This window comes from Yoonia tamlensis (assembly GCF_900115105.1).
Lineage (GTDB): Bacteria > Pseudomonadota > Alphaproteobacteria > Rhodobacterales > Rhodobacteraceae > Yoonia > Yoonia tamlensis.
Genome location: NZ_FOYP01000001.1, coordinates 2,189,967 through 2,202,203 on the forward strand (window position 1 = coordinate 2,189,967; position 12,237 = coordinate 2,202,203).

The 12,237-nt window shown below is 57.7% G+C and carries 12 protein-coding genes; 9 read left to right on the forward strand and 3 right to left on the reverse strand.

Annotated elements, in window-relative coordinates; translation table 11 throughout:
- Positions 1 to 49 precede the first annotated feature (49 nt).
- A complete protein-coding gene (locus tag BM320_RS11205; protein WP_090199958.1) occupies positions 50 to 406 on the reverse strand; it encodes a YraN family protein in 357 nt (118 codons plus the stop codon).
- Positions 403 to 1,263, reverse strand: coding sequence for a 16S rRNA (cytidine(1402)-2'-O)-methyltransferase (gene rsmI / locus BM320_RS11210; RefSeq protein WP_090199960.1), 861 nt, complete (start codon positions 1,261 to 1,263; stop codon positions 403 to 405). Before rsmI ends, BM320_RS11205 begins: the two co-directional genes overlap by 4 nt.
- An 89-nt stretch (positions 1,264 to 1,352) precedes the next feature.
- On the opposite strand from rsmI, the gene BM320_RS11215 reads away from it, so the two are divergent.
- From BM320_RS11215 to murJ, 3 genes are read left to right on the forward strand one after another with little or no spacing between them, the layout of a single operon-like run.
- The gene (locus BM320_RS11215) at positions 1,353 to 2,531 is read left to right on the forward strand and encodes a penicillin-binding protein activator (RefSeq protein ID WP_090200599.1); all 1,179 of its coding nucleotides are present in this window, start codon (positions 1,353 to 1,355) and stop codon (positions 2,529 to 2,531) included.
- Positions 2,491 to 5,304, forward strand: coding sequence for a [protein-PII] uridylyltransferase (locus BM320_RS11220; protein WP_090199961.1), 2,814 nt, complete (start codon positions 2,491 to 2,493; stop codon positions 5,302 to 5,304). The genes BM320_RS11215 and BM320_RS11220 overlap by 41 nt, the downstream gene beginning before the upstream one ends.
- Complete coding sequence (murJ, locus tag BM320_RS11225; RefSeq protein WP_090199963.1) at positions 5,301 to 6,887, forward strand: murein biosynthesis integral membrane protein MurJ; 1,587 nt, start codon at positions 5,301 to 5,303, stop codon at positions 6,885 to 6,887. Before BM320_RS11220 ends, murJ begins: the two co-directional genes overlap by 4 nt.
- Here murJ and BM320_RS11230 read toward each other — a convergent pair.
- On the reverse strand, positions 6,884 to 7,564 hold the full coding sequence (locus BM320_RS11230; RefSeq protein ID WP_090199965.1) for a rhomboid family intramembrane serine protease: 681 nt from the start codon (positions 7,562 to 7,564) through the stop codon (positions 6,884 to 6,886). The two genes, murJ and BM320_RS11230, sit on opposite strands and share 4 nt — an antisense overlap.
- Positions 7,565 to 7,652: 88 nt before the next feature.
- Between BM320_RS11230 and trpS the strand changes: the two genes are divergently transcribed.
- The 6 genes from trpS (at position 7,653) to BM320_RS11260 (ending at position 12,237) form a co-directional block, all read left to right on the forward strand.
- Positions 7,653 to 8,669 carry a tryptophan--tRNA ligase gene (gene trpS, locus BM320_RS11235; protein ID WP_090200601.1) on the forward strand — a complete coding sequence of 339 codons (1,017 nt, stop codon included), beginning with the start codon at positions 7,653 to 7,655 and terminating at the stop codon, positions 8,667 to 8,669.
- Positions 8,670 to 8,890: 221 nt separating this feature from the next.
- Positions 8,891 to 9,346, forward strand: coding sequence for a universal stress protein (locus BM320_RS11240; protein ID WP_090199967.1), 456 nt, complete (start codon positions 8,891 to 8,893; stop codon positions 9,344 to 9,346).
- A 75-nt stretch (positions 9,347 to 9,421) separates the two neighbouring features.
- Positions 9,422 to 9,985, forward strand: a complete 564-nt coding sequence (locus tag BM320_RS11245) for a NifU family protein (RefSeq protein ID WP_090199969.1) — start codon at positions 9,422 to 9,424, stop codon at positions 9,983 to 9,985.
- On the forward strand, positions 9,975 to 10,634 hold the full coding sequence (gene tsaB, locus BM320_RS11250) for a tRNA (adenosine(37)-N6)-threonylcarbamoyltransferase complex dimerization subunit type 1 TsaB (protein WP_090199970.1): 660 nt from the start codon (positions 9,975 to 9,977) through the stop codon (positions 10,632 to 10,634). The genes BM320_RS11245 and tsaB overlap by 11 nt, the downstream gene beginning before the upstream one ends.
- Positions 10,631 to 11,041, forward strand: coding sequence for a GNAT family N-acetyltransferase (locus BM320_RS11255; protein ID WP_090199972.1), 411 nt, complete (start codon positions 10,631 to 10,633; stop codon positions 11,039 to 11,041). The genes tsaB and BM320_RS11255 overlap by 4 nt, the downstream gene beginning before the upstream one ends.
- A gap of 200 nt (positions 11,042 to 11,241) precedes the next feature.
- Positions 11,242 to 12,237, forward strand: a complete 996-nt coding sequence (locus tag BM320_RS11260; RefSeq protein ID WP_090199974.1) for a BMP family lipoprotein — start codon at positions 11,242 to 11,244, stop codon at positions 12,235 to 12,237.

The following is a 12,237-nucleotide window of genomic DNA, read 5'->3' on the forward strand; positions in this document are numbered from 1 at the left end:
TCTTGTTGCCCGATACATGGCGCAGCCCCCGCCCTTGTGCAATGGGCAGTCAGGTTTCCATAAAGGCGTTTTCGATCACTTTTACTGCACCGGACCCGTCAACCAAGGCCAGATCAAAGCGTACATCGGTAAGCTGGCCGCGCGGCTCTCCTGCCAGAAATTCGGCGGCGCTGCCGCAAATTCGGTCCATTTGACTGCGGCTTAACCGGGTTGCAGCACGCGCAAAGCTGCCGCTTTTCTTGACCTCGACAAAAACGACTGTATCGCCATCACGGCAGATCAGGTCGATTTCACCACTTTGACCACGCCAGCGTTCACTGGCAACCGCATGGTTCCGGCGGAGATAATCGCGCGCGACAATTGCTTCGGCGGCTAACCCTGCATGATACCCTGTTTGCCCGCTCATTCATCTTCCTTCATGCCCAGCGCGGTTTGATAGACCTGTCTGCGCGGCAACCCCAGCGCGCCCGCAACAACCGTTGCCGCGTCTTTGACGCGCATGGTTTGCATGGCCTCGCGCAGCGCGTCTTCGACGTCCATTTCGGCCACATCCGTGGCACCCGCACGCCCGACCAGCACGACCAGTTCGCCCTTTACCGCCCGCCCGTCAAAGGCGTCAGCCAATTCCGCCAGCGTCCCGCGTTGCGTTTCCTCAAATTTTTTGGTCAGTTCCCGACACACAACCGCCCGCCGGTCCCCACCCAGAACATCGCGCAAATTTGCTAACATTTCCCCAACGCGTTTCGGGCTTTCGTAAAACACCAATGTAAATGGCGCATCGCGGAGCGCGGCGATTTCGGTTTCGCGCTGCTGTCTGGCCGCGGGCAGGAACCCCACAAAGGCGAATCGGTCCGTCGGCAGGCCCGATACCGTCAGCGCCGCCAAAACCGCCGATGCCCCTGGCGCAGATGTTACAAACAGCCCCTCGGCAATTGCTGCCACGCCCAATTCATACCCTGGATCGGCCACCAATGGCGTGCCTGCCTCTGACACATAAGCAACTGATTTTCCTGATTTAATATCACCCACCAGCCGCGCAACCGCGCTTTCGCCACTGTGATCATGAAAGGCCACAACCTTGCGCCCGTTCAGCGGCACACCGTGGATTTCCATCAATTTGCGCGCGGTGCGCGTGTCTTCGGCTGCGATCAGATCAGCGCTCGCAAGAATATCGAGCCCGCGCAACGTCATGTCGCGCGCAGACCCAATGGGGGTGGCTACAAAGTACAACCCGGCAGAGAGTGGCTTGTTTACGAAATTCATATCTAGACCCGCGTGTCCCCTGCTTTATGATGGGCGCAAATGGCGTTGCTGCATACCAAACAGCGCCCGATCCTGGAGGGATACCGCAAATGTTCGCCCGATACAGTAGTGCGCGTCGCGCAATCGCACGTTTTTTCGCTTTTTTCGCCATGGTTTGGCTGGCCGCTTGTGATGCAACCATTGATCCGAATGCAAACGTGGGTCAGGGGATCGACCCCGGTGATCCGGTACAGGTGGCGCTTTTGGTGCCGCGCGGATCGGGCACCGGCAGCGATGATTTCCTCGCGCAAAACCTTGAAAACGCGGCACGTCTTGCGATTGCCGACCTTCAGGGCGCAACGATCGAATTGCGGGTCTACGACACCGCTGGCGATCCGGCGACAGCCGCCGCCGCCGCGGTAAATGCGGTCAATGACGGTGCAAAAATCATTCTTGGCCCGCTTTACAGCGAAGCCGCAAACGCCGTTGGCGTGGCCGTTGCGGGGCGCAATGTGAACGTGCTTTCGTTCTCGAACACCACGAGCATCGCGGGCGGGAACGTCTTTGTGCTGGGGGCGACGTTTGAAAACACCGCAAACCGTCTGGTCCAATATGGCACACGCAACGGGATCAACCGTTATCTGGTTGCCTATGGCGACGATGCCGCAGGCCAGGTTGGCAGTCAGGCGATTGCCCGCGCAGTCCAGAATAACGGCGGGCAGGTTGTCGGGATGGAAAGCTATCCGTTGTCACAACAAGGGATCTTTACGTCTACACGGCGCATAGTCTCGAGCGTGCGCAGTTCCGGCGCGCAGGCGGTATTCAGCACAGCCGGTGCTGCGGCCGATCTGCCCATTATCGCAACCGCCCTGCCCGACGCAGGCATGAGCGAAAACGTCCGTTTCATCGGTCTGACCCGTTGGGATACGGTGCCGCAACTTTTCGCATTGCCTGGCGTGCAGGGCGGGTTGTTTGCGATGCCCGACCAAACCACGGCAACATTGTTTGCAGACCGCTACACTGCCACCTACGGCGAACCCCCGCATCCGCTTGCCGGTTTGGCCTATGACGGGATCGCCGCCATTGGCGCGCTTGTCGCGGCAGGCAACACTGAGGCGCTGACCAAAGCCGCGCTGACCAGCCCGCAAGGGTTCCGCGGCACGTCGGGTGTTTTCCGGCTCTTGCCAAACGGGCTCAACGAGCGCGCATTGGCCATCGCAACCATTCAAGAAAATCAGGTGATCGTCCTTGAACAAGCCCAACGCAGTTTCGGCGGCGCCGGTCTCTGACCAGCACGCCAGATCACATCAAGGTACGCCGGATAGATACATCTGTCCGGCGTCAACTATTTTTGACCTCGCTGCGGTCAGCGCCGAGCTGTCGACGGCGGTCAACCAGTTGCAGTCCGAAAAAGAGGTGCGCGCCGCCGCGGTGGATGTTCTGGCACGCGCGCGCGCCACAGGACGTGCAGCCATCGCAGACGCGTTTCGCGCGCAACCTTTTGCATCACGCGCGGCCACCCAATCCTATAGCTGGCTGACCGACCAGATCGTGAAACTTGTGCTTATGGTTGCAACCGACCGGCTGCACCCGCTGCCCAATCCAACCGAAGGCGAAAAACTGTCACTGATTGCTGTCGGTGGCTATGGCCGTGGCGAAATGGCCCCTGAATCCGATGTCGACCTGCTGTTCCTGACGCCCTACAAAATGACCCCATGGGCCGAAAGCGTGATCGAATCCATGCTTTATATGCTGTGGGATCTGAAACTGAAGGTCGGCCATGCCAGCCGCACCGTCAAAGATTGCGTGCGCCTTGCGCGCGAAGATTACACGATCCGCACCTCTTTGGTGGAATACCGGCACATTGCCGGAGATGTGGCACTTGCCAAACGCTTGGGCAAGCGACTTTGGGAAGACCTGTTCAAAAGCACCGCCGCGGAATTTATCGAAGCAAAGCTCGAAGAGCGCGGCGAACGCCATCGCAAACAAGGCGGGCAGCGCTATGTGGTTGAACCCAATGTCAAAGAAGGCAAAGGCGGCCTGCGCGACCTGCAATCGCTTTATTGGATCAGTAAATACATCTACGATGTCAAGGAAGCCTCTGAGCTTGTCGGGCTTGGCGTCTTTACGGCCGAAGAGTTTGATACATTTGTCACGGCCGCGGATTTCCTATGGGCGGTGCGCTGTCACATGCATCTGATTACCAACCGCGCGACCGACCAGCTTACGTTTGATCTGCAAGTCGAGGTCGCGGACGCAATGGGCTATACCGATCACGGCGGCCGGCGCGCGGTTGAACATTTCATGCAGGCCTATTTCCGGCAGGCCAACCGCGTGGGCGAATTGACCCGCATTTTCCTTACCGCGCTCGAAGCGACCCACACCAAGCCCGAACCCATGCTTGTGCGGTTGCTGGGGCGGCGCAAAAAGGCCAAAGCGCCCTATGCGATCAAGCAAAACCGCCTGACAATCGCCGATGAGGACGGGTTCTTTGCCGATAAGCTGAACATGCTGCGCATATTCGAAGAAGCATTGCGTACCGGCACATTGCTGCACCCCGATGCGATGCGGCTGATTGCGGCCCATCTTGAACTGATCGACGAAGACCTGCGCCAGAACCGCGAAGCGCGCCGGATATTTCTTGATTTGCTTCTCAAGCACGGCAACCCCGAACGCGCGCTGCGGCGGATGAACGAACTTGGCGTGCTTGACGCGTTCATCCCCGAATTTGCACCGATCGTCGCGATGATGCAATTCAACATGTACCATCACTATACGGTCGACGAACACACAATCCAGTGCATCTCGAACCTTGCCCAGATCGAACGCAAGGAACTGATCGAGGAACTGCCCGTCGCATCGGGGATTTTGGAACGCGGGCTGAACCGCAAGGTGCTCTATGTCGCGCTTTTGCTGCATGATATCGGCAAAGGCCAGGACGAGGACCATTCGATTTTTGGGGCGCAAATCGCGCGCAAGGTGGCCCCGCGTCTGGGACTTAGCAAAAAAGACTGCGCCACCGTCGAATGGCTGATCCGCTATCATTTGCTGATGTCCGACGTGGCCCAAAAGCGCGATATTTCAGAACCGCGCACGGTGCGCGGCTTTGCCAAGGCAGTGAAATCCGTCGAGAGGCTTGATCTGCTGACAGTGCTGACGGTCTGTGACATTCGCGGGGTCGGGCCTGGCACCTGGAACAACTGGAAGGCGGTTCTGATCCGCAACCTGTACAAGGCAACCAAAAGTGCGCTGCAAAACGGACTGGAAGACCTGAACCGCGACACCCGTGAGGCCGAGGCAAAACGCGCGTTGCGTGCAGCCATTGCCGATTGGCCCGCAAAGGATATCAAAACAGAAATCAGCCGCCATTACGGCCCCTACTGGCAGGGTATGCCGCTTGACTCGCATGTCACGTTTGCAAAGCTTTTGCGGGACATTTCGGATGATGAAATGCGGATCGACCTGATGCTTGACGCCGACCGCGACGCCACGCGCACCTGCTTTGCAATGGTCGATCATCCGGGGCTGTTCAGCCGGATGACGGGGGCACTGGCCCTTGTGGGTGCCAATATCGTCGACGCGAGCAGCTATACATCCAAAGACGGCTATGCGACGGCAGTATTCTGGATTCAGGATAACGACGGCAACCCCTACGAAGAATCCCGCCTGCCGCGCCTGCGCCAGATGATTGCAAAAACCTTGCGCGGCGAAGTCGTTGCCCGCGATGCGCTTGTCAGCAAGGACAAAATCAAAAAGCGCGAACGCGCCTTCAAGGTCCAGACCAATATCACCTTTGATAATGACGGATCCGAAATCTACACAATCATCGAGGTCGAATCGCGCGACCGGCCCGGGCTTTTGTATGATCTCACCCGCACCCTTGCGAATAACTATGTCTATATCGCGACCGCCGTGATCGCGACCTACGGCGAACAGGTGGTCGATACCTTCTACGTCAAAGATATGGTCGGGCTGAAATTCCATTCGGACACCAAACGTGCCGCCCTTGAACGCAAGCTACGCGAAGCCATCGCGCAAGGCGCAGAACGGGCAAATAAATGAAACCTATCCGCCTGATGTCAGGCTTTTTCACCGTTGGAATCTGGACGCTTGCCAGTCGGTTGCTGGGTTTTGTGCGCGACATCATGATCGCGGCCTACCTTGGCACCGGCCCCGTGGCCGAAGCATTTCTGGTCGCGTTTTCACTGCCCAATCTGTTCCGCCGCTTCTTTGCCGAGGGCGCATTCAACATGGCCTTTGTGCCAATGTTTTCCAAAAAGCTGGAAGCCGACGATGGCGCACACCAGTTTGCCCAAGACGCCTTTGTCGGCATGGCGGTGCTGCTGACCGGTTTCACAATCCTCGGGATCATTTTTATGCCGGTGCTGGTCATGGCAATGGCCAGTGGGTTCATCGGAGATGCAAGGTTTGATCTGGCGGTCAATTACGGGCGGCTTGCCTTTCCCTATATCCTGTTCATCTCGCTTGCGGCGCTTCTTTCGGGCGTGTTGAACGCAACGGGGCGGTTCATGGCTGCTGCCGCTGCCCCTGTTTTGCTGAACATAATCTTTGTGCTGGCAATCTTGATAACCGCTGCAACCGGTCGCCCCGCCTCGCAAGCGCTTGGCTTGGGCATTGATCAGGCACTGGGTCTTCAGGTCGGGGACAGTCTTGCGCTGTCGGTGCCTCTGGCAGGTTTGGCACAGATGGCGCTGGTCTGGTGGGCGGCGGCGCGCGCGGGATTTCCGCTGCGGCTCAAACGGCCGAAACTGACGCCCGAACTCAAACGACTTGCGATTATCGCAGCCCCTGCTGCGCTCGCGGGTGGGGTTGTGCAGATTAACCTGCTGGTCGGGCGTCAGGTCGCCAGCTTCTTTGACGGGGCAGTTGCGTGGCTAAACTATGCCGACAGGCTGTATCAACTGCCGCTTGGCGTCGTGGGGATTGCGATCGGGGTTGTTTTGCTGCCGGACCTGTCGCGGCGGTTGCGCGCAGGCGATGCGGCGGGCGGGCAAAATGCGTTTAACCGCGCCTGCGAAATCAGCCTTGCGCTGACCATCCCTGCAGCCGTCGCGCTGATGGTAATCCCGACACCGCTGGTTAGCGTGCTGTTTGAACGCGGCGCGTTTGATGCGGCAGACACTGCCGCCACAGCACTTGCAGTGGCAATCTACGGGCTGGGGCTGCCCGCATTCGTGATGCAAAAGACGCTCAACCCGCTGTTTTTTGCGCGTGAAGACACCAAGCGCCCGTTTTATTATGCGCTGGTGGCACTGGTGTTGAACGCGGCGCTTGCCATCGGGTTATCGCCATTTATCGGCTATATCGCTGCGGCCATTGGCACCACGCTGACCGGCTGGGCCACGGTGCTTTTGCTTTGGAACGGGGCGCGGGGCATGGGCGGCGCTGCGCAGTTTGACGCGCGGTTCAAACGGCGCTTGCCGCGCATCTTGGCGGCATCATTCGGGATGGGGGCCATTCTTTGGGCCACCGCATTTGTGCTTGCGCCCTATTTCGGGGTCGCGACCCTGCGCTATGGCGCGTTGCTGGGCTTGGTTATCATCGGGATAATCAGCTATTTCGGGATCGGACATCTGATCGGCGCGTTCAAACTGGCCGAATTCAAACGCAGCATGCGCCGCTAGGACCGTGTGCGCATGCGGCGCAAGAACGCCGACCAGCCACCTGGCGCAAGCAAAAGCGACAGCGCAAACCCCACAACAAATGCGGATAGTTCCGCAACCCAGCCATAGCCTGTGTCAAAAATCAGCCCGAAAAAAAGCTGCAAACCGAGCAAAACCGCAATCAGGCGAAATGCCTTGAGCTGGTTTTCACCCATCGCCTTCAGGTTCAGCCAAAGCGCATAGGTATAGGCCCCGATCAACCCGTAGACCGGCGCAAAACCCCCGATCAGCGGATAGTTATTCGGCGCGACAAAACCGAACACCAAAGCCCCCGCAATGGCGGTCACAAAATAAAGCACAAGAATTTTGACGCCGCCATAGAATTCGGCCGTGAACTTGCCCAAGGCCAGCGTCAGCGCCGCGCAAAACGCCATTTGCGTCAGGCCGGTGTTGATAAACGGATAGGTCACAAAGCGGGACAGCAGCCCGAATGAATAATCCTTGTTTACCATGATCTGATCCAAAACAGCGCCCGCAAAGCCAAACCGCTGCACCGCGTCAATCCGCCAGCCCACGCCGCGCGGCCCGCCAATGATCGCAAGATCAGCCAGCTGCAAAACCGCCTCTATCCCGATAATCGCGAGCGCAAGCACGATGATGACAGGCGGGATCGTGTTAATCGGGCTTTCAGGTTTCATCATATGGCCTTGCGGTGTTGAAGTTGACGGGTCTGTCTGGCATGGGTATGCGACCCCTGCCCCGAAATCCAGTCCGGACATTTGCACAATGACAAATTCAGCATTCACACCCCGCGTTTTTTCTGGGATCAAACCCTCTGGCGGTTTGACACTTGGCAATTACTTGGGCGCGATCAAACGGTTTGTCGGCATGCAAGGCCAGATGGAAACCATCTATTGCGTGGTCGATATGCATGCGATCACGGTTTGGCAGGACCCCAAGGAACTTGCCAATATGACGCGCGAGGTCGCGGCAGGCTACCTTGCCGCCGGTCTGGACCCGTCGCAATCCATTCTGTTCAACCAAAGCCAGGTTGCCGCCCATGCGGAACTTGGCTGGATTTTCAACTGTGTCGCACGTGTCGGCTGGATGAACCGCATGACCCAGTTCAAAGACAAGGCTGGCAGCAACGCGGAAAAAGCGTCGCTAGGGCTTTACGCCTACCCATCGCTGATGGCCGCCGACATTCTAGTGTACCATGCGACCCACGTGCCCGTTGGCGAAGACCAAAAGCAGCATGTCGAACTGACCCGCGATATCGCGGCCAAGTTTAACCATGACTATAAGGTCGATTTCTTTCCGGCCACAGAACCCGTGATTGAAGGCCCTGCCATGCGGATCATGAACCTGCGTGACGGCACCAAAAAGATGTCGAAATCCGGCGAAAGCGATATGGAACGCATCAACATGACCGATGATGCCGACAAAATCGCGAAAAAATTCAAAAAGGCGAAAACAGACCCCGAACCGCTGCCCGAAACGGTCGAAGGATTGGCCAGCCGCCCCGAGGCCCGCAATCTGGTCGAAATCTACGCTGCCTTGGACGACACCACCCCCGAAGCCGTTATCGCACAATATCCCGGTGCCGGTTGGGGCACGTTCAAGCCAGCGCTTGCTGATCTCGCGGTTGCAAAACTTGCCCCTATTTCGGTTGAAATGGCGCGCTTTATGGATGATCCCGCCGAAATCGACCGTATTTTGGCATCAGGGTCCGAAAAGGCCCGCGCAATCGCGGATCCGATCCTCAAGCAGACCTATGACATCGTCGGGCTACTGCGCGGGTAACCTGTCACATAACTGAATCGTTGTGCCGCGAACCTGCGGGTGTGCGGCGATGATTCGCACATGTTACTGCCCCGCGCGTCATGTCCCGCCACTGCCCGACGCTGCGGTAAGACCCGCGTCCGGTGTTCCCCCGGCACCGGACGCCCCAAGCCGGACATCGCAAAACCGTTGCCAGTAGCAAGCCAATGCGCCAATATCCCCCGAACGGGAGAAACCTGAACATGCGTAAGTTTTTGGTAATACTTGACGATAGCCGCGAATGCCTGAACGCAATGCGCTTTGCCGCGATGCGCGCTTCATCAACGGGCGGTGGTGTTGCGATTCTTTCGGTCATTCCACCGGACGAATTCAACCACTGGATCGGTGTCGGTGAAATCATGCGTGCAGAAACCCGCGAACGGATCGAAGTCCATTACGAGGTTTTTGCCAAATGGATGCGCGACCGCCAGAATGTACACCCCGAACTGATTATCCGCGAAGGCGAGCCGCTGACAGAAATCATCAATCAGGTGCAGGAAGATCCCGATATCGGTGTGCTTGTGCTTGGGGCGGGCACCGATAACAAGGGCCCCGGGCCGCTTGTCACACAGCTTACGCGCCAGTCCGGCAGCCTTCCGATCCCGATCACGATTGTGCCGGGCAATATGTCAAAGGAACGGCTTGAGGCGATCACCTAGTTTAGAATCGTTCCAAACCTTGACACGGGCCGGACCAAAGCGCATATCTAAATTCTGACAAAAAAGGTTTGCCCCATGTTTATTCAGACGGAATCAACACCCAACCCCGCAACGCTAAAATTCCTGCCCGGCCAGAATGTGCTTGACGCTGGCACAGCAGATTTCCCAAGCGCCGAAGCGGCTGAAAACTCGCCACTTGCAAAGCGTATTTTTGCGGCAGCAAAGGTGACGGGCGTGTTCTTTGGCAATGACTTTGTCACAGTGACAAAGGCCGATGATGTCGAATGGGATCATATCAAACCCGGCATTCTGGGCGCGATCATGGAACATTTCCAATCCGGCCAGCCGGTCATGGCGGCAGATCACGCCCCTGCCAGCGGCCATGCCGAACATAGTGGCGAAGACGGCGAAATCGTCAACCAGATCAAAGAATTGCTGGATACCCGCGTGCGCCCTGCCGTGGCCCAGGACGGTGGCGACATCACATTCCACGGCTTTGATCGCGGCATTGTGTATCTGCACATGCAAGGCGCCTGTGCCGGTTGCCCGTCGTCAACATTGACGCTGAAAATGGGTATCGAGAACCTGCTGCGCCACTATATCCCCGAGGTGGTCGAGGTGCGCCCCGTTGCCGCCTAAACCCACGGTCATTGCCTTTGATACATCGGCGGCGCATTGCGCCGCCGCTTTGCTATTGGGCGATCAGGTGATCACCCGCATTGATGACATGGCCAAAGGTCAGGCCGAACATTTGATGCCCATGCTGAACGAAATCCTTGCCGCGCAAGGGCTGGCATGGGCGGATTTGGACGCGATTGGCGTTGGCATCGGACCGGGCAATTTTACCGGCATCAGGATCAGCGTGGCCGCCGCACGCGGCCTTGCGCTCGGGCTGGGGAAGCCCGCAATTGGCGTGTCGACGTTAGAAGCACAGGTCTACGGCCTGTCTGGCGTTGTCGCATCCTGTCTGCGCGCGCCGCGCGGGCGCGCCTATGTCCAAGGCTTTTGCAATGGGCCAACAACGCAACCCGCACTGTGTGAAATCCGCGCGGATGATATGCCCACTTTGCCGATGAAGGCCGACCCGATGGTGTGCGGCGATGCAGCTGATGAAATTGGTGCCCTGACGGGCTGGCAGCCCGTCGCGCAGATGCAGCCGACAATCGTGGGGATCGCAAAACTGGCGCGCGCGCGCATCCATTCCACCACCGACAGACCCGCCCCCCTATATTTGCGGCCCGCCGATGCGGCCCCGCCGCGCGATCCCGCGCCGACGATTTTGGCATGACCCCGCAGGCGCTTGCACAACTGCACGCCGCAGCATTCACCCAAACACGTGGATGGTCAGCGGATGAGTTTGCAGCGCTTTTGTCGCAATACGGTGCGATTCTATCGGCCAGCGATCATTGCTTTGCTTTGCTGCGGGTCACACTCGACGAAGCCGAAGTCCTAACGATTGCCACAGACCCTGAACACAGGCGCAAAGGCTATGCGCAGCGCGTGTTGGCGCAGGCAGAAACATCTGCCCAAGAATCAGGCGCAACGACAGTATTTCTGGAAGTCGGCGAGGATAACCACGCCGCAAAAACGTTATATGCCAAGGCAGGTTATGTCCAAGTCGGGCGCAGAGCGGGTTATTATACGCCTAAAGATGGGGCACCAGTTGCCGCATTAGTCCTGCGCAAACAACTTTAGGGCGCATTACCACGCGTAAGTCCCTGAATTTGCCCCGCTTGCATCCGTGCTGGCTGCGTATTTCATGAAAAACCTGTTGATCTTCTGGGTCAGTCAGGGCCTTATCTGTTGATGGACCGACGCTAAGATCGGCGCGGCATATTAACAGAGGTGGCGCAGTGCGCAAAAAACGCCTCGTGTAACGACTTGGGAGTATACACATGACCCTTACGCAAAAATTTCTGGGCGCTTCTGCGGCGCTTGCTCTGACAGCTGGCACTGCTGCCGCTGATCCGGCCATCCTGTTCGACCTTGGTGGCAAATTCGACAAATCATTCAACGAAAGCGCCTATAACGGTGCAGAACGTTGGGCTGCTGAAACCGGCGGCACCTACGCCGAAGTTGAAATTCAATCAGACGCGCAGCGTGAACAAGCGATCCGCCGTTTCGCCGAATCCGGTGCAAACCCGATCGTTATGGCTGGCTTCTCTTGGGCGACACCACTGGCCGAAGTTGCGGCTGACTATCCGGACACAAAATTCACCATCATCGACATGGTTGTGGATGCACCAAACGTGCGTTCGGTTGTGTTTAACGAACACGAAGGGTCATACCTTGTTGGCATGATGGCGGCGATGGCGTCTGAAACAGGCACCGTATCATTCGTCGGCGGCATGGACATTCCGCTGATCCGCAAATTCGCATGTGGCTATGCCCAAGGTGCGATGGCTGCAAACCCTGACGTCACCGTTATTTCCAACATGACAGGCACAACACCTGCAGCTTGGAACGATCCGGTAAAAGGTTCCGAATTGACATTGGCACAAATCAGCCAAGGCTCTGACGTTGTATTCGCGGCCGCTGGCGGCACCGGTGTTGGCGTTCTGCAAACAGCGGCTGACAGCGATATCCTGTCAATCGGCGTTGATGCGAACCAGAACTACCTGCACTCGGGCGAAGTTCTGACATCCATGATGAAGCGCGTGGATAACGCTGTTTACGAAGCAATGTCACAAGGCGAAATGCTGGAAACCGGCTTTAACGTGATGGGCGTTGCAAACGAAGGTGTCGGCTACGCGTTGGACGAACATAACGCAGAGCTGGTTTCTGACGAGATGAAAGCCGCGGTTGACGCTGCTGCTGCGGAAATGGCAGCTGGTACATTGGTCGTTCACGACTACTCAAGCGACGAAACCTGCCCTGCACTTGATTTCTAA